This window comes from Massilia pinisoli (assembly GCF_024753285.1).
Classification (GTDB): Bacteria; Pseudomonadota; Gammaproteobacteria; order Burkholderiales; family Burkholderiaceae_D; genus Telluria; species Telluria pinisoli.
Map to the genome: position 1 here is coordinate 274,897 of NZ_JANUGW010000001.1, position 24,565 is coordinate 299,461.

Genomic DNA, 24,565 nt, shown 5'->3' on the forward strand with positions numbered 1-24,565 from the left:
AAGCCGACAGGAAACAAGAGTGGATGACCATAACGACGGCAAGCGCTGGGACGGGCGCGAACGCCGCATGATCGACCGCGCGGGTGCCCGCGCCAGGGAAGCCTATGCACGGGCGCACGGCCACCTGATGACGAAACCGCCGCACGTGCGCTGGCTGTACATCGCGGCAGGCTTGTTCCTGTTGCTCGTCACCCTGTTCGCACTGTGGATCGCGCTGCTGTTCCCGCTGACACCCGGCATCGAGGACGTCAGGCAGGCGCGCGTGGCGCGGCCCACGGTCGTCGTCTCCGCGGACGGCCGCCAGCTGGCCAGCTTCGAGCAGGGCGTGCAGATGAAGGTGCCGTTGTCGCAGGTGTCGCCGAACGTCGTCAACGCCCTCATCGCGACGGAAGACCACCGCTTCTACGACCACCACGGCGTCGATTTCACCCGCATCGGCGGCGCGCTCGTCGCCAGCCTGAAGGGCGATCCGCAGGGCGGCTCGACGATCACGCAGCAGCTGGCGCGCAATATGTTCCGCGACGAGATCGGGCGGGCGCGCAACATCAACCGCAAGCTGAAGGAACTCATCACCGCGTTCAAGATCGAGAACACGTACAGCAAGCCGGAAATCCTCGAAGCCTACCTGAACACCGTGCCGTTCCTGTACAACACATATGGCATCGAGGCAGCGGCGCACACGTACTTCAACAAGACGGCGGCCCAGCTCAACGAAACGGAAGCGGCCACGCTCGTCGGCATGTTGAAGGGCACGGCCTACTACAACCCCGTGACGAATCCAGAGCGCTCGCTGGCGCGGCGCAACGTCGTGCTGGGACAGATGCTGAAGGCGGGCGTGTTCGACGAGGCGAAATACCGCCAGCTCCTCAAGCGCCCGCTGCGCGTGCACTTCGCGCGCCTGGCCGAGCACACGGGCCGCGACGACCATTTCACGGCGTACGTGCGGCGCTGGCTCGTCGAGTGGGCCGACAAGAACGACGCCGACCTGCAGCAGGACGGCCTCGTCGTGCAGACGACGCTCGACTACGACCTGCAGCAGGCCGCACTGCAGGCCGTCAAGACGCAGGCCGGCGCGCTGCAGGCCATCGCGGACGTCGACTGGGCCCACTCGTGGCCCATCAACGCGACGACCACGCAGACGTATGTCGACATGCGCGCGAACGTGAACCCGTTTGAATACTACTGGTCGTCGCACGGCGAGCTGCTCGAGACGTTCATCCGCGAATCGGCCGATTACCGCAAAGCCGTGGACGGCGGCGAGAATCCCGTCGCGGCGCTGAAGCGCCTGAAGGCCGACCGCAATTTCATGCGCCAGTTGAAGGCCTCGAAGTCGCGCCTGGAGGCGGGTTTCCTCGCGATGGATCCGAACACGGGCGAGATCAAGGCCTGGGTCGGCAGCCGCGACTTCGAGCGGGAACAGTACGACCACGTGTCGCAGGCCGCGCGCCAGCCCGGCTCCACATTCAAGCCCATCGTCTACGCGGCCGCGCTGGAAAAAGGCATCGCCCCCGACCACCCTTATCTCGATGCCGTCACGACGATCCGCTTTGCCGACGGCACCGAGTGGCGCCCGACGGACAACAGCGGCACGACGGGGCGCCAGCTCACGCTGCGCGATGGCCTCGTCTACTCGAAGAACACGATCACGGCGCAGGTCGTGCGCGACATCGGCGTGGCGCCCGTCGTCAAACTCGCGCAGGACCTGGGTGTCCGCACGAGCAAACTGGCGAAGGTGCCGTCGATCGCGCTGGGCACGAGTCCGGTCACCTTGCTCGAGATGGTCAACGCGTATTCGACGATCGCGGCGCAAGGCGAGTACCGCAAGCCTGTGTTCGTGCGCCGCATCACGGACCGCAACGGCCAGGTCATCGCCGACTTCGGGCAGCAGACGCCGCAGCGCGTGCTGTCGCAGGAATCCGCGGTGACGTTGATCGACATGATGCGCGGCGTGATCAACCGCGGTACGGGCACGGGCATCCGCTACCGCTTCGGCATCACGGCCGACGTCGCGGGCAAGACCGGGACCACGCAGAACAACGCGGACGCGTGGTTCATCATGATGCACCCGAACCTCGTCGCGGGCGCGTGGGTCGGCTTCAACGACAACCGCGTGACGATGCGCTCCAACTACTGGGGGCAGGGCGGCCACAGCGCCATCCTGCTCGTCGGAGACTTCTTCAAGTCGGTGCTTGGCAGCGGCAAGATCAGTGCGGACGCCCTGTTCCCCGGCGGGCACAAGCCCGAACCGGTGATCCGCCATGACGAAGCGCCGCCGGAAGAGGACATGGACGAGGGCGGCGACATGCAGCAGGAAGGCGGCCCGCCGGCCGATACGCCGCAGCCGCCGGACAACGAGCCGCCGGCCCCGCCGCAGCCGGACCAGCAGCCGGAAGGCATCACACTGCCGCCGCCGAACGACGCGTAGCGTTCAAACCGAACAAGATTGGCCGCGACCGCGCACATGCCGGTTGGACGCGTGGACGGGGGACCCGTCCACCCTACAAGATCGGGGTGCCGCCGGTCACCGGCACCCGCGCGCCCGAGATGTAACTGGCCTCGTCCGATGCCAGCAGCACATACACGGGCGCCACTTCCGCCGGCTGGCCCGGCCGCTTCATGGGCGCCTGCTGGCCGAAGCTCGCCACCTGATCGGGTGGCATCGTCGACGGAATGAGCGGCGTCCAGATCGGCCCGGGCGCCACCGAATTCACGCGGATCCCTTTCTCGGCCAGCAACTGCGCGAGGCCCGCCGTGAAATTGGCGATCGCGCCTTTCGTCGTCGCGTACGCGAGCAACGTAGGCTTCGGGTTGTCCGAGTTGATGGACGTCGTGTTGACGATGCTCGACCCAGGCTTCATGTGCTTCACGGCCGCTTTGCAGAGGTGGAACATCGCCGTGATGTTGACGGCGAACGTACGGTCCCATTCGTCGTCCGGGATCTCGTCCAGAGAGTTGCGCGTCATCTGGAACGCGGCATTGTTGACGAGGACGTCGATGCGGCCGAACTCCTTGACGGCGCGGTCGACGATGGCGCGGCAATGGGCCGGGTCGGCGATGTCGCCCGGGACCAATACGGCCTTGCGTCCCGCGTCGCGCACGAGGCGCTCCGTCGTCCGCGCGTCCTCGTGTTCGTCCAGGTAGGAGATCAAGACGTCGGCCCCCTCGCGCGCGAAGGCGAGGGCGACGGCGCGGCCGATGCCGCTGTCGCCGCCCGTGATCACGGTGACCTTGCCGGCGAGCCGGCCATGGCCGACGTAGCTCGTCTCGCCATGGTCGGCCTGCGGGGTGAGCGCGGCTTCGTGGCCGGGCGGGGTTTGTTGTTGCGGGGGCTGTTGGCGCTGCTGTTCTGCGGGCATCGTGACCTCCTCGAAAAACGTGGAGCCACGGATTCTAGGCGGGGACGCCGGCACGCGGCGTCCCGTTCCGCTGGTCAATGCATCGGCCGGACCTGGCGCCCGTCGGGACGGCGCGTGTCGCCGTCGTTGGCCGCAGGTTCGTGCACGAGCAATTCCTGCGCGCGCGGCGCCGTCGAGATGCCCATCTCGCGCAGCATGCGCATCGTCTCCAGCAGCACGTCTTGCTGGGTGCCCAGGAACAGCGCGTAGTTCGCGTCGGACAGGTTGTAGACGATGTCGTATTCCAGGTAGTTCTGGTCCATCGTCGTCAGGCTCACGTGGTCCAGCTTCACCTTGTCCTTCGCGCCGATGATGGCGGACAGCCGCTCCGGCACCTGGGCCGCCAGGTCGGCCGGCGTGGCCGGGTTCACGCGCAAGGTGTACTGCACGCGGCGCGTGTTCTGGCGCTTGAAATTGTGCACGGTCTTGCGCAGGAGTTCCGCGTTGGCGATGACGATCTGCTCGCCGGACAGCGCGCGGATCCGCGTCGTCTTGAGGCCCACGTGCTCGATCGTGCCGAAGAATTCCGGCACCGAGATGGCGTCACCGACCTCGAACGGCTTGTCGGTGGCGATCGCGAGCGACGCGAACAGGTCGCCCAGGATGTTCTGCACCGCGAGCGCGACGGCGACGCCGCCGATGCCGAGGCTCGCGACGAACGTCGTCACGTTGATGCCCAGGTTGGACAGCATCGCCAGCAGGAACACGGTCCACACGCTCCATTGCAGCGCCCAGATCACGAGGGTGTGCGCGACCGTCACCTGCTCGTCTTCGAGGCCGCGGCCGTGCACGCGGAAATAGCGGCGCGCCGTCACGGCGATCGCGTGGTGCAGGTACACGGCCAGCTGCGCGCCCAGCGTGATGAACCACAGGTGGCCGATGCGCTGGTCCCACGGGGGCGGCAGGTCGAGGAGCGACGCGCCGATCAGCAGCGACGTGGCGACGATCGCGAGGTTGCTCGTGCGCGCGATCGTGTGGCGCAATACGTCGACGATGGGCTTGTGGGCACGCGGGCCGTCCAGCTGGTCGAGCTTGCGGCGGACCAGGTGCACGGCGCCGTGGATGGCGACGAAGCTCACGACGGCCGCCGCGAGCGCGATGGACGCATCGGTCCAGCTGATGGCGAGACCGGCAACATAAGTGCGAAGAGTCATTGGGCTCCTTTCGGAAGGCGTTCAGGGGAGCGAGAGACGGCGCCAGGGTACGCGCGGCCGCGCAACGCCCGTGGGCATTGCCCCGTCCGGTGGCGGAGAAGCGGGGTGGCGACGGCGCGTGCGGGAGCCGCGCCGCGCGTCGGTCAGTGACGGGTGGCGGAGATGTGCTGGCGCACGGCGTCGGCGCTGTTGCCGGCTTCCTTGACGGCCTTGGCCAGCTCTTCCTCGGTGACGCCCAGTTCCTTCGTCCAGTACTGGACTTCCCATTTCTCGTGCATGTTGATGCGCGAACGGTCTTGCCCACCGCGGTTCTGCAGATTGTCGGACATGATGGCCTCCTTGGTCGGAATGAGCGCAGGATGCCAGGGGGCGTGGCCGTATTCCGTTCGGTGTTTCACGCTGCGGGAACATGACACGCATGTATTTTCGCCATTCGGCCGGCAAACTGCCTGTCGCGGGTTGCTCCGGGCTTACGGCAGCAGGGGGTTTTGTTGTAGGCTAGCGCGATCGACAACCAGGAGACTTGCATGACGAAGCCTTACGACACCGCCCAGCCCGAACGCAGCGCCATCGACGCGCTGCCGGGGGTGGTCGCCCTCGATTTCGGTACGAACTGGTGCGGCTATTGCCAGGCCGCAGCCAGCCACATCGACGCCGCGCTGGCGCCGTACGCCGGCGTGCAACATATCAAGGTCGAGGACGGCCCCGGCCGCAAGCTGGGCCGTTCGTTCAAGGTCAAGCTGTGGCCCACCGTCGTCGTGCTCAAGGATGGCCAGGAAGTCGCGCGCGTCGTGCGTCCGGTCGACAGCCGCGAGCTGGCCGACGCGCTGACCCAGGCCGGTGCCGCATGAGCGGGGCCGCCACGCACGCGCCCGCGCGGAACCGGCCGGCGACCGTCCTGTTCGCCAGCCTGATCGGCACCACGATCGAATTCTTCGACTTCTACATCTACGCCACCGCCGCCGTGCTCGTGTTCCCGAAGCTGTTCTTCCCCGCCGGGGACGCCGCCGCGGCCACCTTGCAATCGCTGGCGACGTTCGCCATCGCGTTTTTCGCGCGCCCCGTCGGCTCGGCCGTGTTCGGCCATTTCGGCGACCGTGTCGGCCGCAAGGCCACGCTCGTCGCAGCGCTGCTCACGATGGGCCTGTCGACCGTCGTGATCGGCCTGCTGCCCACCTATGCCACGATCGGCACGGCGGCGCCGCTGCTGCTCGCACTGTGCCGCTTCGGCCAGGGCCTCGGCCTCGGCGGCGAATGGGGCGGCGCCGTCCTGTTGGCGACGGAAAACGCGCCTCCGGGCAAGCGCGCCTGGTACGGCATGTTCCCGCAGCTGGGCGCGCCGATCGGCTTCTTCCTGTCGAGTGGCGTGTTCCTGCTGCTGTCCGGCACGCTCAGCGACGCCGAGTTTCTCCGCTACGGCTGGCGCATCCCGTTCCTGGCCAGCAGCCTGCTCGTGCTCGTCGGGCTATACGTCCGCCTGAAGATCACGGAAACGCCGGACTTCCAGGCCGTCCTCGACCGCAACGAGCGCGTGAAGCTGCCGGTCGCCGCCGTGTTCGCCGACCATCCGCGCGCACTCGTGCTGGGCACGCTGGCCGCGCTCGCCACGTTCGTCGTCTTCTACCTGATGACCGTGTTCGCCCTGAGCTGGGGCACGTCCGCGCTCGGCTATTCGCGCCAGACGTTCCTGCTACTGCAGCTGGGCGCGATCGTCTTCTTCGGCCTCACGATTCCCATCGCGGCCGTGCTGGCGGACCGCCACGGGCGCCGCGCAGCGATGATCCTCGTGTCCGTCGGGCTGGCGCTGTTCGGCCTGCTGTTCGGGCCGATGTTCGGTTCGGGCAAGCTGACGCTCGTCGCGTTGTTCCTCGTGCTGGGCCAGTGCCTGATCGGCCTCACGTACGGCCCGCTGGGCACGCTGCTGTCGGAACTGTTCCCGCCCGAGGTGCGCTACACGGGGGCGTCGCTGACGTTCAACCTGTCCGGCATCCTGGGCGCTTCGCTGGCCCCGTATGTGGCAACATGGCTCGCGACGAACTACGGCCTGCAGACGGTGGGCTGGTATCTCAGTGCGGCATCCGTCATCAGCCTCGTGGCGCTGCTGTTGACGGCACCGGCGCCCCGGGGCGCCCCGGCCGCCGCGCGCTGACGATAACGAGACGGGAGGAGCGATGGGACTCTTGGGCGGATGCATGTGCGGCGCGGTGCGCTACGAGGCGGAGGGCGAGCCGTTCCACCCGACGCTATGCCATTGCGTGGATTGCCGCCGCGCCAGCGGGGCGCCCGCACTCGCATGGTTCAGCGTCCGGCGCGACGCGCTGCACTGGACCCGCGGCACGCCCGCGCTCAATCCGTCCAGCCCCGGCGTCGAACGGCAGTTCTGCAGCGCGTGCGGCACGCAGCTGACGTGGCGCGGCGCCCATGCACCGGACGAGATCGACGTGACGATGGGGAGCCTGGACGATCCGAACGCCGTCGCGCCCGCCGACCACACGTACGAGGCGCAGCGCGTGCATTGGTTGTACCTCGCGGACAGCTTGCCGCGTTACCCCAAGACACGCGATCAAGCCAAATAGTATTGACGCGGAAGACACACTCATCGGTATCTTTGCAACAAACTTACAATATAGTACATAAGGATGAGCACGAAACGTTAGCAGATCTATAAAATGGAGTTCCACCCATTTACACGGAGAACTTCATGTTCAAGTCTGTCCTGCGTCTTGCCACCGGTACTGTCCTCTTGTCGGCCGCTCTGTGCGCGTCCGCCGACTCGGCGACGTACAGGGACTTCAAGGTGTCCGGCGTGCTGCAGGAAATTCCAGGGCCGTCCTCGCGCTGCGCGTCGAATTACGGCGGCACCATCCTGGGTTATGGCACCAGCACTGTCGGCAAGGTCACGTTCTTGGCCTCCGACTGCATCACGCCGAACGGCGCGACCTATACCTTCAGCGACGGCAAGTTCATGGTCACGACCATGACCGGCGAGCTGATTTTTGCAAATTACAGCGGCCAGTTCGTGCCGACGGGCGACGGCGCTAAATACGTATTCAGCAATGCCACGTTCCAGATCACGGGCGGCACGGGCCGTTACGCGAAGGCGAGCGGCGGCGGCGACTTGACCGGCACCGAGGACCTCGTGACGGGGCAGGGCACGCTCCAGCTGTCCGGCACGATCCTGGCGAAGTAAGCGCAGGAGAAAAAAAAACGGCCGGGGCGACCCGGCCGTTTTTCTTTGCAAGGACTTAGAACGAGTAGACGAGCGTCAGCGACGTCTGCGTATCCGTGTTCTTCTTCGTTTCCGGCACGTTCGTATCGTTGCGGGCGCTGAACGCCGCCTTCATCTGCATCGTGCCGTTGATCTTCGTGCTCAGCGCCGTCTCGGCGATCGAGTGCATGTTCGACGTGCCCCGCTCCACGCTGACGCTCTGCGAAAACGCGGCGGACGGGCTCACCCGCCAGCGCAGTTGCGCGGCGCCGCGCACGGTCATGCCGGACTCGACGCCGCCGGCCGCATTCTCTCCGTGGAAGTAACCCGGACCCACTTCGACGTCCACGGTCTCGTTATCGCGCTTGAGCAATTGGGTGCCGTAACCGACGCCCACCGACGAATAGCGCGTGTACGCGCCAAACTTGTCGTTCACGTGCGAGCCCAGCAGGAAAGCACGGTTGCCGTCTTCCAGCAGCTTGAACGCCGCCTTCGCGGAGACGGAGTAGCGTTCCGCCGAACGGGTGCGCGTCGTGCTGCCGTCGCCGTTGTGCGTGACGTCTTCCTTGAAATACCCGCTGAAGATGTACTCGTTGCTCCAGTTGGCCATTTCGTGGCGCGCGTCGATCTTGCCCGTCACGGACGTACCTTCGGTGTTGCCCGATGTCGTGATCGCGCCGAGTTCGGCGGAGGTGTACCAGTTGCTGCCTTCCGGTATCGCGGTCGCGGGCGCCTGGGTGAAGTAACTGGACGAAGGCACGCTGTCGCCGAGGTCGTCCGGAGCGGCCATCGCCGCTCCCGCGCTGGACAGGGCCAGCACACAAAGCATCAGAGATTTCATGGGCATTGGTACGGCTGCCTTCCGTCGCCATCGAAGCGATGCACAGCCTGGGTTCACGGATCGTCTGCCGGGCGAGCTCCGCCGGCGGAGGCGACATTGTAGCCCAAAGCGCCGCCGGAAATACTTTCGCGCGGAAATTTTACATATTGACGTGCGGGAACGGGTCGAAAGATAATGCAATTGTTAACTAAAGAATGATTGTGTTTGCAATTCCAGGCAAGTGTTGCCTAAAATCTCTACTTTGCCGACATACCGGCGTGAATGTATGAAGGAAGCACTTTGATCAGGCTAGTCATCGCCGACGATCATGAATTGATCCGGGAAGGAATCAAGAAGATCGTACGGCCCTGCGTCGACCTAAAAATCGTCGGCGAAGCCGCGGACTTGAAGCAAGCCATCGCCCTCATCGCCCAGGTCCACCCGGACGTCGTGATCCTGGACCTGACGTTGCCCGACTTCGACGGGCTGGACGGGCTCGCCGAGTTGCGCCGCCATTTTCCCGACCTGCGGGTCGTCATCCTCAGCATGCATCCGGAGGAGCGCTACGCGCTTGCCGCGTTGCGTGCAGGTGCGCTCGGCTATGTGTCGAAGGCGATGGCATCCGCCGAGCTCGTGGACGCCGTGCGCCGCGCGGCCGTGGGAGGCACGTGGATCGGCCCCCGCGTAGGCGCGCTGCTCGCGCAGGAAGCGCTGCCGGGCGACCGGCCAGCGCACCACAGCCTGACGCCGCGCGAGGCGGAAATCGTCGCGCTGATCGGGGCAGGCCTGCAGATCAAGCAGGTGGCCGCCGAACTGGGCATCAGCATCAGTTCCGTCAACACGTACCGCAGCCGCATCTTCCGCAAGATGGGCTTGTCGACGAACGCCGCGCTGATCCGCTACGCGCTGCAGCACGGCCTGGCCGGATGAACCCGATGATGGTATTGTTTTTGTTCCAATATTGCAACAATGTTAAAGTATGCTTGTCATAATATTCGTGACAGCAAATGTCGAATCTACGACATGAGATTGTGTCATCAAGTGTGAAATCCGTGTAAAACTACAGACGGCCCCTGCAGTCGTAAAGACGGTCGCGGGCGGCTGCCGGCCCTTAGTCGAATGTTAATGCTTCGCTATCTTAGCTAATATCAAAGCACTATTTCGAGGGCCGGCGTGTACAAGCCACCGCTGGCCGCAGCGTGCCGTCACGGCCGCTGACCGAGTCACGGACAGGGGGCATCTCATGACGACAACGCACGCGACGGAGAAATCCGCCCGGCCGTACGACATTCTCGTGGCCGAGGACAGCCCGACCCAGGCCCGCCATCTCGCGCAACTGCTCGAGCAGGACCAGGATTGCCACGTGCGCGTGGCGGCCGACGGCACGGCCGCGCTGCAGGCCGCGCGCGAGCACGTGCCCGACCTCGTCATCAGCGACGTCGCCATGCCCGGCATGGACGGCTACGCGCTGTGCCGCGCGCTGAAGGACGACCCGCGGCTGGCCACCGTGCCCATTCTCCTGTTCACCCGCCTCACCAGCCTGCAGGACCTCGTGCGCAGCCTGGAGGCGGGCGCGGACGGCTTCGTGCGCAAGCCCTACGACGACGCCCAGATGCGCGCCCGGGTGCGCCGCATCCTGCATGGCCGCGACGCGGGCAGTCCCGCCGGGCCACTGGACGCCATGGCGGAAGAACGGCGCCACATCCACGAACTGCTCGTCGCCACCCATGACGAGGCGCTGCGGCTGAATGCCGAACTGGCCGCCCAGCGGGCGGAGCTGGCGCGGACGGTCGATTCGCTGGCCGTCGTCGGCAAGATCGCGGCCGCGCTCAACGAGGCCGCGGGCGAGGCCGACGTCGCCCAGGCCGCGCTCGACCACTTGCTGCGCGTGCCGTCCGTCGCCGGCGCCGCCATCGGCGCGCTCGACACGGACGGCAGTACGCGCCCGCTCGCGCAGGGCGGCGACGTGCCCGGACCGAGCGAGTGCGGCTGCGCGCCCGACAACGCACCCGGCGCCACGGTGGTGGTGTGCGTGCCGCTGCACGCGGGCGGTCGCCCGCTTGGCCTGCTGCACGTGCGCGCGGTACCGGCCGGCTTCGCCGCCGAGGACCGGCAGCTGCTCGACAGCGTGGCACAACAGCTCGCCCTCGCGCTCGACCGCGCGCGCCTGTACGCGCGGGCGGAAGCGCTCGTCGTCGAGCGGACGGCCGCGCTGCGCTCGGAACGCAACCGGCTGTCCGCCATCGTGGAGTCGGCCGGCACCCTCGTGCTGCAGACCGATCCGGACGGGCGCGTCGTGACGTTCAACCGCGCCTGCGAGGAAGCGCTGGGCTGGCGCGCGCGCCAGGCGCTGGGGCGCTTCTATTGGGACGTCGTCCGGGGTGTCGACGATCCCGATGCCATGCGCCGCGTGCTCGCGGGCCTGGCGGACGGCGAGCCGCCGCAGCGCCTGCAGGGCGAATGGCGCACGCCGGACGGCCGCACGCGCAGCATCGCGTGGACGCACACGCCGCTGCGGCACGAGGACGGCAGCGTCGAATCCGTTCTCGCCACGGGCGTCGACGTGACCGAACTGCGCGGGGCGGAGCAACGCCTGCACTATGCCAGCAACTACGACAGCGTCACGGGCCTGCCGAACCGCGACCTGTTGCGCGAGCGCCTGCGCCGCATGAAGGCCGAGGCGCGGGACGGCGGCCGCATCCTCGGCTTCATGCTCGTACGCTTCGGGCGCATGGCGCTGATCCGCGAAGCGCTCGGGCCGGTCGCTGAACAGGCCTTGCTGCAGGAGGCCGGCACCCGGCTGCGCGAGACGGCCGCGCCGGACGTCGTCGCGCGCTTTTCGGAAGGTGCGTTCGCCATGCTGCTGCTGCGCGCCGACGCCGAGGAGCTGGCCGTATCCGCCCGCCGCGTGCTCGCCGCACTCGGCGCGGCGTACGCGTACGACCGCGAGGAGTTTCACCTCGACCCGGCCATCGGCATCGCCGTCTATCCGAACGACGGCGTCGCCTACGAGACGCTGGCGCGCGGCGCGGAGACGGCGCTGCGCCAGGCCGCGGACAGCGGCAGCCAGCGTTACGCGTTCTACCGCCCGGAGCTGAACCGCGGCGCCAACGACCGCTTCAAGCTGGAGAACGCGCTGCACCGCGCGCTCGAACGGGGCGAGCTGGAACTTCATTACCAGCCGCAGGTGGCCGTCGGCGGCGGCATCGCCAGCGCGGAGGCGTTGCTGCGCTGGCGACATCCGGAGCGCGGCTTCGTGCCGCCCGTGGAGTTCGTGCCGCTCGCCGAGGAGTCGGACCTGATCCTCGAAATCGGCGAATGGGTGCTGGAACAGGTGTGCAGCCAACTGCGTGCCTGGCGCCGCGCGGGCGTGCCCGTCGTGCCCATCGCGGTGAATCTGTCCGCGCACCAGTTCGACGACAGCATCCTCGGCACCGTGCGGCGCGTGCTGGACGACTGCGGCCTCGCGCCGGAGCTGCTGGAGTTGGAACTGACGGAAAGTGCATCGATGGCCGATGCGGGCAAGAGCTGCGCGCTGCTGGACCAGTTGAAAGGCCTGGGCGTCCGGCTCGCCATAGACGATTTCGGCACCGGCTATTCGAACCTGAATTACCTGAAACGCTTTCCCGTCGACCGCCTGAAGCTGGACCGGTCGTTCGTGCACGAACTGGAAACGGACGCGGATGACCTGGCGATCGCGCGCGCCGTCATCGCGATGGCGCACGGCTTGCGGCTGTCCGTCGTGGCGGAAGGAGTCGAGACGCCCGGCCAGTTGGAACTGCTGGCCGGGCTCGGATGCGATCACGTGCAGGGCTGGCTGTTCAGCCGGGCCGTACCCGCGCCGCAATTGGCAAAGCTGCTCGCGCGCGGGCCGGGTCAGGTCCCGATGTAGACGATCTTGAAGGCGAACAGGGCGGCGATCACCCAGATCACGGGCTTGACTTCGCGCGCGCGGCCCGTCGTGAGTTTCAGCAGCGCGTAGGTGATGAAGCCGAATGCGATGCCTTCCGCGATCGAGTAGGTGAACGGGATCACGAGCGCCGTGATGGCGGCCGGCACGGCTTCCGTCGTGTCGCTCCAATCGATGTCGCCGACGTCGCGCAGCATCAGGCAGGCGACGAACAGCAGGGCGGGCGCCGTCGCGTACGGGGGCACGACGCCGGCCAGCGGCGCGATGAACAGGCAGGCCAGGAACAGCACGGCGACCGTCAGCGCCGTCAGGCCCGTGCGACCGCCAGCCTGCACACCGGCGGCGCTTTCGATGTACGCGGTGGTGCTCGACGTGCCGAGCAGCGAACCGGCGACGATCGCGGCGCTGTCGGCCAGCAGGGCCTTGTTCAAGCGCTCCATCTTGCCCTCGACGAGCAGGCCCGCGCGGCTCGCGACGCCCATCAGGGTGCCCGTCGCATCGAACAGCTCGACGAGGAAGAACACGAGCACGACGTTCAGGATGCCGACGCCCAGCGCGCCCTTGACGTCCAGGTGCAGCAAGGTGGGCGCGATCGACGGCGGCGCCGACACGAGGCCGCGGAACGTGTTCCCGCCGAAGAAGAACGAGAGGATCGTCACGACGACGATGCCGATCAGGATCGCGCCGCGCACCTTCAGGCGGTCCAGCGTGACGATCAGCAGGAAGCCGACGACGGCCATGATGGCTTCCGGCTTGTGCAGATCGCCCGCCTGCACGAGCGTCGCCGGGCTGGCGACGACGATGCCTGCGCTCTTGAACGCGATCAGTGCGAGGAACATGCCGAGGCCCGCCGTGATCGCGACGCGCAGCGAGCGCGAGATGCCGTTCACGATCAGCGCGCGCAGCCCGAACACGGAGACGAGGATGAACAGGCAGCCGGACACGAACACGGCGCCCAGCGCCGCCTGCCAGGGCACCTTCATGCCCAGCACGACGGCGTACGCGAAGTAGGCGTTCAACCCCATCCCCGGCGCCATCGCGATGGGGTAGTTGGCGTACAGGCCCATGACGAGGCTGCCCAGTGCGGCGACGATGCAGGTGGCGACGAAGACGGCGTCCTTCGGCATGCCGGCGTCGCCGAGGATCGTCGGGTTGACGAAGATGATGTAGGCCATCGTGAGGAAGGTGGTCACACCGGCGAGGATCTCCGTCCGGGTGTCGGTGCCGCTCTGGCGTAGTTTGAATAATTGTTCCAGCATGGGGTCTTGGCTCCAAAGGCATGGTTGCGGACCCGTTGTTGTTGGTATGCGAGTCCGATGACCGAAGCATAACATCCGGCCCCCGGCCCGGCGCAGGCGGCCGGGATGATAGTGAACATTCAAAAACAAAATGGTTGCGCCACTAATATATTAGCCTTACCATCCTGATATATCAGTTCAACCGCCAGGAGCAACACGACATGACCGCCTTCATGGACCAGGATTTCCTCCTCACGACCGACGTCGCCCGCAAGCTGTACCACGAGGTCGCGGCCGACCTGCCCGTGATCGACTATCACTCGCACCTGCAGCAGGGCGAGATCGCCGCGCGCAAGACGTTCCGCAACATCGCCGAGCTGTGGCTGGGCGGCGACCACTACAAATGGCGCCTGATGCGCACGGCCGGCGTATCCGAGGATTACTGCACGGGCAAGCGGTCGGACAAGGAAAAATTCCTCGCGTTCTGCAAGGTGCTCCCGCTGGCCATCGGCAACCCGATCTATCACTGGAGCCACCTGGAACTGCGCCGCATCTTCGGCATCGACCTCGTCATCAACGAAAAGAACGCCGAAGCGATCTGGGAGCAGGCCAACGCCAAGCTCGCGACGATGGACATTTGGACGTTCCTCGAGCAGGCGAAGGTGGAAATCGCCTGCACGACGGACGACCCGGCCGACGACCTGCTGCAGCACGGCGAGATCGCCAAGTCCGCGCTGAAGACGCGCGTGCTGCCGGCCTACCGACCCGACAAGGCCATGCGCATCAATAACCTTGGCTACGTCGACTACGTCGCGCACCTGGCGCAAGTCGCGGACGTGCGGATCGATTCGTTCGCGACGCTGATCGCCGCGCTGACCAAGCGCGTCGACTACTTCCACGCACGCGGCGGCCGCATTTCCGACCACGCGATCGACATCGCGCTGCCAACGGTCGCCGCCACGCCGGAGCAGCTGGAAGGCATGTTCGCGAAGCGCATGCGCGGCGACCTGCTGGACGACCTCGAACAGGCGCAGTACCTGCGCGGCCTGCTGGAAGCCATCGGCGCCGTCTATGCGCAATACGACTGGACGATGTGCTTCCACATCGGCGCCATGCGCAACAACAATGCACGCATGCTGGCGACGCTCGGCCCGGACACGGGCTTCGATTCGATTTCCGACATGACGACCAGTAATGGCCTCGTCGCGCTGCTGTCCGCGCTGGACGCCCACGACCAGCTGCCGAAGACGATGCTGTTCAACCTGAACCCGGCGATGAACGAGGTGCTGTCGACGATGGTCGGCAATTTCCAGGACGGCAGCGTCGCAGGCAAGGTGCAGTTCGGCCCGGCGTGGTGGTTCAACGACCACAAGCTCGGCAACCTGAACCAGCTCATCGCCTTCGGCAACCACTCCGTGCTGGGCGTCTTCGTCGGCATGGTGACGGACTCGCGCAGCTTCGCCTCGTACCCGCGCCACGACTACTTCCGGCGCCTCGTGTGCCGCCAGCTGGGCGAATGGGTCGCCGCCGGCGAGTACCCGGACGACTTCGATGCGCTCGCGACGATCGTGCGCGGCATCTGCTACGACAACGCCAAGAACTACTTCAAGCTCTGATTGGGCAACCATGCAAAAAGTGATCTGCATTCACCCGGACGACAGCATGCTGGTCGCCCTGGCCGACCTGGCGCCGGGTGATGTCGTGACGTGGAACGGCGAGAACATCCTCGTATCGACGCCCATCAAGACGAAGCACAAGCTGGCGCGCCGCGCCTTCGCAGAGGGCGACCTCTTGAGCATGTACGGCGTCGTCGTCGGCAAGGCCACGCAGCCCATCCGCAAGGGCGAGGCCGTCACGACGGACAATCTCGCCCACTACGCATCCGAAGTCGAGATCGGGGAGTCGAAGCCTTATACGTGGACCCCGCCCGACGTGGCGGGCCTGCAGGAAGCGACGTTCGACGGCGTCATGCGCGCGGACGGGCGCGTGGGCACGGCGAACGTCTGGCTGATCTTCCCCCTCGTGTTCTGCGAGAACCGCAACGTCGAACACCTGCGCAACGCCCTCGAAGGCCCGCTGGGCTACGCGACGAACGACCTCGCGTCGCTTACGTTCCAGCTGCTCGGCGAGGACATGGAAGCGCCGAAGCCCGTCGTGCGCCCGTTCCCGAACGTGGACGGCGTGCGCATCATCACGCACAACGGCGGCTGCGGCGGCACGCGCGCGGACGCGCGCTCGCTGTGCAAGATCCTCGCGGCGTATGCCGACCACCCGAACGTGGCCGGCATCACCGTGTTCTCGCTGGGCTGCCAGAACGCGCAGATCGGCATGTTCAAGGACGCGCTCGCCAAGCAGAATTCCGACTTCGACAAGCCCGTGCTGATCTACGAGCAGCAGCAGTGGGACAGCGAAGAAAAGATGATGAAGGCGGTGCTGCAGGACACGCTGTCGCACCTGAAGGAAGCGAACAAGGTCACGCGTCGGCCCGTGCCGCTGTCGCACCTGAAGATCGGCGTCAAATGCGGCGGTTCGGACGGCTTTTCCGGCATCTCGGCGAATCCCGCGATGGGCTATGTGTCGGACATGGTCGTCGCCGTGGGCGGCTCGTCGATCCTGGCCGAGTTCCCGGAACTGTGCGGTGTGGAGGCGAGCCTGATCGAGCGCTGCGTCGAGGACGAGGACAAGCGCCGCTTCCTCGGCATGATGCGCGACTTCGAACAGCGCGCGCTCGCCGTCGGCACGCATTTCGCCGACAACCCGAGCCCGGGCAACATCCGCGACGGCTTGATCACTGACGCGATGAAATCGGCCGGCGCCGCAAAGAAGGGCGGCACGTCCCCGATCGTCTCCGTGCTCGACTACGGCGAGCAGACCGACAAGCAGGGCCTCGCGCTGTTGTGTACCCCGGGCGGCGACGTCGAATCCGTCACGGGCATCGTCGCGTCGGGCGCGAATGTCGTGCTGTTCTCGACGGGCCTCGGCACGCCGACGGGCAACCCGATCGTGCCGGTGCTGAAGATCTCCAGCAACAGCCGCGTCGCCACGAAGCTGGCCGACCTGATCGACTACGACTGCGGCCCGATCATCGAAGGCCAGCCGCTGCCGGACGTGGCGCGCGGCCTGTTCGACATGGTCGTCGCGACGGCGGGTGGCCAATACAAGTGCAAGGCCGACCGGCTGCAGCAATACGACTTCATTTTCTGGAAACGCGATATCTCGCTGTAAGGACCCTCATGAACCAACTCCGCCGCACCACACCGTTCGCGCATCCCGTCAAAATCCTGCAATTCGGCCAGGGCAACTTCATGCGCGGCTTCTTCGACTGGCAGGTCGACCTGCTGAACGAGCGCACGGGCCTCGATGCGGGCGTCGTCGTCGTGCGTCCGCGCGGGGGCGGTTCCGCACCGCTGCTGGACGTGCAGGACGGCCTGTTCACGGTGCTCGTGCGCGGTCTCGACGAAGCGGGCCAGCCCGTGAAGGAATACCGCACCGTCGAATGCGTGCAGCGCGAGATCGACCCGGCGACGATGTATGCGGACTACCTCGCACAGGCCGCCAATCCGCACCTGCGCTTCGTCGTCTCGAACACGACGGAGGCCGGCATCACGGTCAACGACACCGACCGCTATGCCGACGCGTCGCCGGTGACGTTCCCCGCGAAGCTCACCCAACTGCTGTTCGCGCGCTACCTCGCGTTCGAAGGCGCCCAGGACAAAGGCGTGATCCTGCTGCCGTGCGAACTGATCGACAAGAACGGAGACGCGCTGAAGAACGCCGTGCTGCACTATGCGCGCCTGTGGCAGCTGCCGGCCGGCTTCGCCGCGTGGATCGGCGACGCGTGCACGTTCTGCAATACGCTCGTCGACCGCATCGTCACCGGCTATCCGGCGGCGGACGCGGCGCAGATCGAGCAGGAACTGGGCTATCCCGACCCGTTCCTCGTGGCGGCCGAGTACTACTACCTGTTCGTGATCCAGGGCCCGGCCCTTGTCGGCGAAGAACTGAAGCTGGCCGGCGCGGACCTCAACGTCAAGCTCGTCGACGACATCACGCCGTACAAGAAGCGCAAGGTGGGCATCCTGAACGGCGGCCACACGACGCTCGTGCCGGTCGCCTTGCTGGCCGGCCTGGAAGCCGTCGGCCCGGCCGTCGACGACGAACAGGCCGGCGCGTTCCTGCGCGCCGCCATCGACGAGGAGATCATCCCGGCGCTCGAAATGGACCGCGCCGACCTCGATGCGTTCGCGGCCGACGTGCTGCGTCGCTTCCGCAACCCCGCCATCCACCACCGGCTCGCGTCGATCGCGCTGAACAGCTGGAGCAAGTTCGCCGCGCGCGTGCTGCCGCAGCTGCTGCGCTACGCCGAGCTGCACGACGGCCGCCTGCCGCGCCGCCTCGTGCTCGCGATGGCCGCGACGATGGTGCTGTACCGTGGCGGCGTCATCGACCTGGCGGACGATCCCGCCACGTTGGCCTGGTTCCGCGCCGGCTGGGACAAGGTGGGCGCAGGGGAGTGGACGCTGGACGACCTCGCGCGCGGCTGGCTCGCCCACAGCGCGCTGTGGGGCCGCGACCTGAACGCCGTGCCGGGCCTGGCCGCGCAATTGGCCGCGAACTTGCGCGACATCGACGGACTGGGCATCCGGGCACTGCTGGGTTAATTCACCAATATCAACCGATCGAGAGAGACCGCCGGCGCGCCGAGCGGTCCGGGATCGCGCGCCCGACCAGGCGCCGGAGGAGACACGATGAAAAAATTGAAGGGCATGCGCTGGTGGATGGTGGGGCTGGTCACGCTCGGCTTGATCGTCAACTACCTGGCACGCAACACGCTGTCGGTGGCGGCCCCCACGATGATGGCCGACCTGCACATCGACACGAAGCAGTATTCGTACATCGTCGTCGCGTGGCAGGTCTGTTATGCCGTCATGCAGCCCGTCGCCGGCTTCGTGCTGGACGCGATCGGCACCAAGATCGGCTTCGCCGTGTTCGCGTTCGCGTGGTCGCTCGCGTGCGCGTGCGCCGCGCTGGCGTCGGGCTGGCAGAGCATGGCGTTCTTCCGTGGCTTGCTGGGCCTGACGGAAGCGGCGGGCATCCCGGCCGGCGTCAAGGCGACGACGGAATGGTTCCCGGCGCGCGAGCGCTCCGTCGCCATCGGCTGGTTCAACATCGGCTCGTCGATCGGCGCCCTGTGCGCGCCGCCGCTCGTCGTCTGGGCGATCCTGCACGCGGGTTGGCAGTGGGCGTTCGTCATCGTCGGCGTGCTGGGCATCGCGTGGACCGTGCTGTGGTCCGTGTTCTACAAGCACCCGCGCGACCAGAAGCGCTTGTCGGACGCGGAGCGCGACTACATCCTCGCGGGCCAGGAAGCGAAGCACCAGGACAGCGCAGCGAAGGCGTCGTGGCGCCAGATCGTCAGGAGCCGCAACTTCTGGTCGATCGCGATCCCGCGCTTCCTGTCCGAACCGGCCTGGCAGACGTTCAACGCGTGGATTCCGCTGTACATGGCGACGGAACGCCATATGAACCTGAAAGAAATCGCGGCGTTCGCGTGGCTGCCGTTCCTGGCCGCCGACATCGGCTGCGTGCTGGGCGGCTATCTGTCGCCGTTCATGCATCGGCACTTGCGCGTGTCGCTGTTCGACTCGCGCAAGTGGGTGATGGCGTTCGGCTCGCTGTGCATGATCGCACCCGGCTGCATCGGCCTCGTGGCGAGCCCGTACACGGCCATCTTCCTGCTCTGCATCGGCGGCTTCGCGCACCAGACGCTGTCCGGCGCGCTTTATGCGATCACGTCCGACGTCTTCGGCAAGAACGAGGTGGCGACGGCGACGGGCCTGGCCGGCATGTCCGGCTACCTGGGTGCCACGTTGTTCACGCTGCTGTTCGGCGTGCTCGTCACGCACACCGGCTACAGCCCGATGTTCGTCGTGCTCGCCGTGTTCGACGTGCTCGCGGCCATCGTCGTGTGGACGCTGGTGCGCGAGGGCGGCCCGCGCACGCCCGTCAAAACGGATGCCCCGGCCGTCGCCGGCATCCGGTAAACTGCCGGGCTGACCAACACCAACCACACGACGACAAGGACCAACGATGGGCGCACACACCGTCTACGCGATCGGCGAATGCATGATCGAATTGCAGAAGACCGCGCAAGGGCAGGGCGGCACGATGGATTACCGCTTCGGCGGCGACACGCTGAACACGGCCGTGTACATGGCGCGCCTGCTCGATCCTGCCGAGACGAACGTTGCATACGTGACGGGCCTCGGCGCCGACGGCATGTCCGCCGAGATGCTGGCCGCGTGGGCGCGCGAGGGCATCGACACGTCGTGCGTGCAGCAACTGCCGGACCGCCTGCCGGGCATCTACATGATCGAGACCGACCCGGACGGCGAACGCCGCTTCCACTACTGGCGCCGCGATTCGGCCGCGCGGCACTGGCTGGCGGCGCCTGGCGCGGGTGCGGTGCTCGACCGGCTGTCCGGCGCGCGCATGGTGTATTTGTCGGGCATCAGCCTCGCGATCCTGGCCCCTGGCGACCGCGATCGCCTGATCGCCACGCTGGCGCAATGCCGCGCCGCGGGCGGCACCGTCGTCTTCGACAACAACTACCGCCCGCGCCTGTGGGAGAGCCCGGCCGTGGCGCGCGACGTCTACGGCCGCGTGCTCGCGCACGCCGACATCGCGCTGCTCACCCTCGACGACGAGGTCGCGCTGTACGGCCCGGCCGATGCCCGCGCGGTCGTCGAGCGCACGCGCGCGCTGGGCGTGGGCGAAGTCGTCGTCAAGTGCGGCGGGGCGCCGTGCGTCGTCTGGCACGACGGCATCCTGCACGAGGTCGCGCCCGCGCCCGTACGCGACGTCATCGACACGACGGCGGCCGGCGACTCGTTCGGCGCCGCGTACATGGCCGCGCGCCTGGCCGGCAAGGGACCGGACGACGCGGCGCGCGCCGGCCACCGCCTGGCCGGGACCGTCATCCGCCACCGCGGCGCGATCATCCCCCGCGACGCGATGCCGGGCGAGTGAACACGCTCCTCGGACACCAGAGTTTCGCTACACTGCCGACCATGAACACTCCGATTCCACCCGCCACCGTGGGCGAGGCCGAAAGCGGCTTGAGCGCATCGCGCCGCGTTTACCTGTGCCTGCGCCGGCGCATCGTCGAGATGGCCATGCTGCCCGGCACGCGCGTCGTCGAGCGCGACATCGCCGAGGAATTCGGCACGAGCCGCACGCCCGTGCACGAGGCCGTGCAGCGGCTGGCCGACGAGGGACTGATCGAGATCGTGCCGCGCTCCGGCACGTTCGTCGCGCGCATCCCGCTGGACGCGCTCGAAGAGGCGAACCTCGTACGCCATGCGCTGGAGACGGCGATCATCGAAAAGGCGGCCGCACGCGTGGGCCCCGACGACGCGGCGCGCCTGCGCGCGATCCTGGCCGAGCAGGAAGCCGCGATCGGCGCGAACGATTTCGGCGCGTTCCACCGCACGGACGAGCGCTTCCACGCCTTGCTCGCCGAACTGTCCGGCTATCCGGGCGTGTGGCCCATCATCCAGCAGGCCAAGACGCAGATGGACCGCTACCGCCAGCTCACGTTGCCGCTGGAAGGCCGCATGGCGGGCGTGCTGGAAGAGCACCGCGCGGTCGTCGACGCCATCGAGGCGCGCGATCCGGCCCGCGCCGTCGCCGCCATGCGCGAACACCTCGACCACGTGATGCCCGTCCTGGAAATCACACGCAAACTGCGTCCGGAATTCTTCACGACGCACCTCGACACCCGGCCCGCGCGCTGATGCGACGTCCGGACGCGCGTCGGGCTTGGGTCCCGCGCGACCGATTTGCTACCATGGCACCTTGTCCACTTTGATGAAGTCTGCCATGCCCAACAACAAGCGCCCGGCCAAGGGCCCGTCGGCCCAGCCCAACCGCAAACCCGCCAAGCCGGTGGAGGCGGATCCCGACGCGCTCGCGCAGAACCTCGTCGACCTGGCGCTCGAGATCACCGAGCGGGAATCGGCCGACCCGGCCACGCTCGCGGCGCGGCGGCAGGAGCTGACGGTGCTGATCCGCCGGCTGCTGCGACGCAAGCACGACGACGTGCTGGGCGGCGCCATCGAGGTCGCCCGCTACACGGACGCCGACTGCTGCCGCCTGCTGCGCGAACGCGTCGAGGAAGAAGCGGCCACGTTGCACGTGCGCGGCGACGACGACGTGGAAATGGAGATCGACGCGTTCATGATCCCGCTGTTCGTGCACAGCACGGGCGGCCTCGTCGAGACGGACGTGTTCCGCGACGACGCCGATTTCGAAGCACTGATGGACAGTTTCCGCCAGGCCGGCCTCGCCAGCCCAGGCACGCGCATCGTCGTCGTGCGCCATCTGTACGACCTGGACGGCGTCGATCGCATCCGCTACAGCGACCTGCAGGAGATGCTGCGCGAAGCTTATGCCGCCATGCGCTCGCGCAAGCTCGTGCCCACGCCCGCCATCGCGGCCAGCATGCGGCCGTGGGAGGGCGGCGACTACGGTCCGGACGACGAGGCGATGGAACTGCGCTTCCTCCTCGGCTTCGCGCTGAAGGCCGCGGACGACCCGTTCTACGAGGTACCGGCCGACGAGGCGGCCGGCGACGCCTATTTCGAAGGACGCATGGCCCGCTACCGCATGTGGGCAGGGAGTGTCGCACCGCTGCTGCAGCGCTGCCTGTCGAGTCACCCGGCCGGGGTCGAGCTGAACTTCCTGTACCAGGACCTGTTCTACGGCGCGAAGGAGCAAGGCGTGGCCGAGCTGTCGATGCTGGCGACGCTGGCCGAAGTCAACCAGCGGCTCGACGAGCAGCAGCGCGCGCCGGACCGCATCAAGGCCGTCGTCGCGCCCGTCGAAGCGAACGGCGAAGCCGTACTGCGCATCAACTTGTACCCGCTGGACGGCGGCCCACCGCTGGCCACCGTGGACAAGCCGCTGGACCTGGCCGCCCACCTGGAAGCCGAACTGGAAGACTTGTGCGATGCGCTGGGCACGGTCGGCCTGGACGGCATCCTGCTGGCCCGCGGCTTCGATGCGGCGGGCGAGCCGGAAAGCGCGGAACCCTATCTTTCGGCCTGACCTCAACCGTCATGCGTGGCGGGTGCGGACGTTCCCGCCCGGCGCTGTCGCCGCGCCGTCCGGCGCGGCATTCTCCCTCTGAAAATCCCCATTCGCAGCCCGTGCGCACGGGCTGTCGCGCAAGCGCAGACGATGCGATTTCGTAGTGCTTTTTCCTCTGTCCCCGTAGGAGGGAACCTACAAGGTTGGGCGCTCTGCCGAGCTCTCCCAGGGAGACCCGGACAGTCGCGCCGTTCGCACCTTTCTTGATGCAAATATTGCAATGCATAAATGAAAATCTTAAGAAATTTGCATGATACGATTCACTGGTCCGGCATCTGATCTGTCGGTGTTTTCCAAGCATCGATGCATCAGTGGCTGGCCTTGAATCCAGATCAACTAGAACGCCCCAAGGCGAAAGGAAATCAACATGCCGACCCTGATCGTGTTTTGCCATCTGCGCTGGGACTTCGTCTTCCAGCGCCCCCAGCACCTCATGACTCGCCTGGCGGAACACTACCGAATCCTGTTCGTCGAGGAGCCGGTGTATGACGCGGGCGAGGCGCACCTGAAGAAGACGGCCGTCGCGCCGAACATCACGGTGTGCCAGCCGCATACCGGTATCCAGGCCCCCGGCTTCCACGACGACCAGATCCCCACGCTGCAAACGCTGCTGGCCGACCTCGTCCCGGAAGGCGAGCGTCCCGTCGTCTGGTTCTACACCCCGATGGCCCTGCCGCTGCTGCAAGGCTTCGATCCGGCTCTCGTCATCTACGACTGCATGGACGAACTGGCCGCCTTCAAGAATGCCCCGAAACAGCTGCTGCAGCGTGAGAACGCGCTGCTGAACATCGCCGACCTGTGCTTCACGGGCGGCCCGAGCCTGTACCAGTCCAAGCGCGACCGCCACGCCAACGCGCACTGCTTCTCCAGCAGCGTCGACGCCAAGCACTTCCGCAAGGCCCTCGACCGTGACGACAGCCACGCCGAACAGAACCACCTGCCGCGTCCGCGCCTTGGCTTCTACGGCGTGATCGACGAACGCTTCGACACGGACCTCATCACGCAGGTCGCGGAAGCCCGCCCGGACTGGCAGATCGTGCTCGTGGGCCCGGTGGTGAAGATTGACCCGGCCAACCTGCCGCGCGCGAACAACATCCACTACATGGGGCAGCGCACGTATGACCAGCTGCCGCAATTCCTGGCCGGCTGGGACGTCTGCCTGTTGCCGTTCGCGCTGAACGAATCGACCAAGTTCATCAGCCCCACCAAGGTGCTGGAATACATGGCGGCCGAACTGCCGTCCGTCAGCACGCCGATCACGGACGTGAAGGTGCCGTACGGGGACGTCGTCGCCATCGCCGACACGCCGGAAAAATTCATCGCCGCGTGCGACCGCATGCTCGCGATGAACGACGAGCAGAAGTCGGCGCTGGTCGACCGCATGCGTGCGATCGTCGCCAACACGTCGTGGGACAAGACGGCCGCCAGCATGCACCACCTGATCCAGACGACCGCCCCCAGCAACAAGGCCCAGCGCTTCATCGCGCGGGCGGAAGAGGCGGACTTCGACGACGTCGTCAATGCCGAGAACGTCAATCCGCTGCCGATCGCGGCGCTGGCGTCGCGCATGGTGCCGAAGGATGGCATGGCGAAGGCCGCCGGCTAAGGTGGTCCACGAGCCGGCGCAGGCGCGCCGGCCTTTTGTGTGACGCATCACGCGTCACGCGCATCAGTCAGAAATCGCTCAGCC

General features: G+C 67.0%; 20 protein-coding genes. 15 read left to right on the forward strand and 5 right to left on the reverse strand.

Annotated elements, in window-relative coordinates:
* Nucleotides 1-19 precede the first annotated feature (19 nt).
* Nucleotides 20-2,425, forward strand: coding sequence for a penicillin-binding protein 1A (locus tag NX784_RS01135; protein WP_258814837.1), 2,406 nt, complete (start codon nucleotides 20-22; stop codon nucleotides 2,423-2,425).
* Between the two features lie 73 nt (nucleotides 2,426-2,498).
* Here NX784_RS01135 and NX784_RS01140 read toward each other — a convergent pair whose 3' ends face one another.
* The 3 genes from NX784_RS01140 to NX784_RS01150 form a co-directional block, all read right to left on the reverse strand.
* Nucleotides 2,499-3,356, reverse strand: a complete 858-nt coding sequence (locus NX784_RS01140; protein WP_258814838.1) for a glucose 1-dehydrogenase — start codon at nucleotides 3,354-3,356, stop codon at nucleotides 2,499-2,501.
* A 74-nt stretch (nucleotides 3,357-3,430) separates the two neighbouring features.
* Nucleotides 3,431-4,549: a mechanosensitive ion channel family protein gene (locus tag NX784_RS01145; protein ID WP_258814839.1), complete on the reverse strand. Its 1,119-nt coding sequence runs from the start codon at nucleotides 4,547-4,549 to the stop codon at nucleotides 3,431-3,433.
* A gap of 143 nt (nucleotides 4,550-4,692) precedes the next feature.
* Nucleotides 4,693-4,878 carry a DUF3606 domain-containing protein gene (locus NX784_RS01150; RefSeq protein WP_258814840.1) on the reverse strand — a complete coding sequence of 62 codons (186 nt, stop codon included), beginning with the start codon at nucleotides 4,876-4,878 and terminating at the stop codon, nucleotides 4,693-4,695.
* 198 nt (nucleotides 4,879-5,076) lie between these two features.
* Here NX784_RS01150 and NX784_RS01155 point away from each other — a divergent pair, with 198 nt between their 5' ends.
* The 4 genes from NX784_RS01155 to NX784_RS01170 all read left to right on the forward strand — a co-directional run bounded on the left by NX784_RS01155 (nucleotide 5,077) and on the right by NX784_RS01170 (nucleotide 7,739).
* On the forward strand, nucleotides 5,077-5,400 hold the full coding sequence (locus NX784_RS01155) for a thioredoxin family protein (RefSeq protein ID WP_166859200.1): 324 nt from the start codon (nucleotides 5,077-5,079) through the stop codon (nucleotides 5,398-5,400).
* Complete coding sequence (locus NX784_RS01160) at nucleotides 5,397-6,698, forward strand: MFS transporter (protein WP_258814841.1); 1,302 nt, start codon at nucleotides 5,397-5,399, stop codon at nucleotides 6,696-6,698. Before NX784_RS01155 ends, NX784_RS01160 begins: the two co-directional genes overlap by 4 nt.
* A gap of 22 nt (nucleotides 6,699-6,720) precedes the next feature.
* The gene (locus NX784_RS01165) at nucleotides 6,721-7,125 is read left to right on the forward strand and encodes a GFA family protein (RefSeq protein ID WP_258814842.1); all 405 of its coding nucleotides are present in this window, start codon (nucleotides 6,721-6,723) and stop codon (nucleotides 7,123-7,125) included.
* Between the two features lie 125 nt (nucleotides 7,126-7,250).
* Nucleotides 7,251-7,739: a hypothetical protein gene (locus tag NX784_RS01170; protein WP_258814843.1), complete on the forward strand. Its 489-nt coding sequence runs from the start codon at nucleotides 7,251-7,253 to the stop codon at nucleotides 7,737-7,739.
* A gap of 55 nt (nucleotides 7,740-7,794) precedes the next feature.
* Here the strand turns inward: NX784_RS01170 and NX784_RS01175 are convergent, their stop codons facing one another.
* A complete protein-coding gene (locus NX784_RS01175; RefSeq protein ID WP_307735687.1) occupies nucleotides 7,795-8,598 on the reverse strand; it encodes a DUF481 domain-containing protein in 804 nt (267 codons plus the stop codon).
* Between the two features lie 279 nt (nucleotides 8,599-8,877).
* Between NX784_RS01175 and NX784_RS01180 the strand changes: the two genes are divergently transcribed.
* On the forward strand, nucleotides 8,878-9,507 hold the full coding sequence (locus tag NX784_RS01180) for a response regulator (RefSeq protein ID WP_258814845.1): 630 nt from the start codon (nucleotides 8,878-8,880) through the stop codon (nucleotides 9,505-9,507).
* Nucleotides 9,508-9,820: 313 nt separating this feature from the next.
* Nucleotides 9,821-12,469: a GGDEF/EAL domain-containing response regulator gene (locus tag NX784_RS01185; RefSeq protein WP_258814846.1), complete on the forward strand. Its 2,649-nt coding sequence runs from the start codon at nucleotides 9,821-9,823 to the stop codon at nucleotides 12,467-12,469.
* On the opposite strand, the gene NX784_RS01190 is transcribed toward NX784_RS01185, so the two are convergent.
* Complete coding sequence (locus NX784_RS01190) at nucleotides 12,454-13,746, reverse strand: NCS2 family permease (RefSeq protein WP_258814847.1); 1,293 nt, start codon at nucleotides 13,744-13,746, stop codon at nucleotides 12,454-12,456. The two genes, NX784_RS01185 and NX784_RS01190, sit on opposite strands and share 16 nt — an antisense overlap.
* Before the next feature lie 200 nt (nucleotides 13,747-13,946).
* Here NX784_RS01190 and uxaC point away from each other — a divergent pair, with 200 nt between their 5' ends.
* The 8 genes from uxaC (at nucleotide 13,947) to NX784_RS01230 (ending at nucleotide 24,481) form a co-directional block, all read left to right on the forward strand.
* Nucleotides 13,947-15,341: a glucuronate isomerase gene (gene uxaC, locus NX784_RS01195; protein WP_258814848.1), complete on the forward strand. Its 1,395-nt coding sequence runs from the start codon at nucleotides 13,947-13,949 to the stop codon at nucleotides 15,339-15,341.
* A 10-nt stretch (nucleotides 15,342-15,351) separates the two neighbouring features.
* The gene (locus NX784_RS01200; protein WP_258814849.1) at nucleotides 15,352-16,950 is read left to right on the forward strand and encodes a UxaA family hydrolase; all 1,599 of its coding nucleotides are present in this window, start codon (nucleotides 15,352-15,354) and stop codon (nucleotides 16,948-16,950) included.
* An 8-nt stretch (nucleotides 16,951-16,958) separates the two neighbouring features.
* Entirely contained in the window at nucleotides 16,959-18,386 is a 1,428-nt protein-coding gene (locus NX784_RS01205) for a tagaturonate reductase (protein ID WP_258814850.1), read from the forward strand.
* An 87-nt stretch (nucleotides 18,387-18,473) separates the two neighbouring features.
* On the forward strand, nucleotides 18,474-19,769 hold the full coding sequence (locus tag NX784_RS01210) for an MFS transporter (RefSeq protein WP_258814851.1): 1,296 nt from the start codon (nucleotides 18,474-18,476) through the stop codon (nucleotides 19,767-19,769).
* Between the two features lie 46 nt (nucleotides 19,770-19,815).
* Complete coding sequence (gene kdgK, locus NX784_RS01215) at nucleotides 19,816-20,754, forward strand: 2-dehydro-3-deoxygluconokinase (protein WP_258814852.1); 939 nt, start codon at nucleotides 19,816-19,818, stop codon at nucleotides 20,752-20,754.
* 41 nt (nucleotides 20,755-20,795) lie between these two features.
* Nucleotides 20,796-21,521, forward strand: a complete 726-nt coding sequence (locus tag NX784_RS01220) for a GntR family transcriptional regulator (RefSeq protein ID WP_258814853.1) — start codon at nucleotides 20,796-20,798, stop codon at nucleotides 21,519-21,521.
* A gap of 85 nt (nucleotides 21,522-21,606) precedes the next feature.
* On the forward strand, nucleotides 21,607-22,833 hold the full coding sequence (locus NX784_RS01225) for a hypothetical protein (RefSeq protein WP_258814854.1): 1,227 nt from the start codon (nucleotides 21,607-21,609) through the stop codon (nucleotides 22,831-22,833).
* Nucleotides 22,834-23,242: 409 nt separating this feature from the next.
* Nucleotides 23,243-24,481 (forward strand): glycosyltransferase family 1 protein, encoded by a 1,239-nt coding sequence (locus tag NX784_RS01230; protein WP_258814855.1) that lies wholly within the window; start codon nucleotides 23,243-23,245, stop codon nucleotides 24,479-24,481.
* Nucleotides 24,482-24,565: the final 84 nt, after the last annotated feature.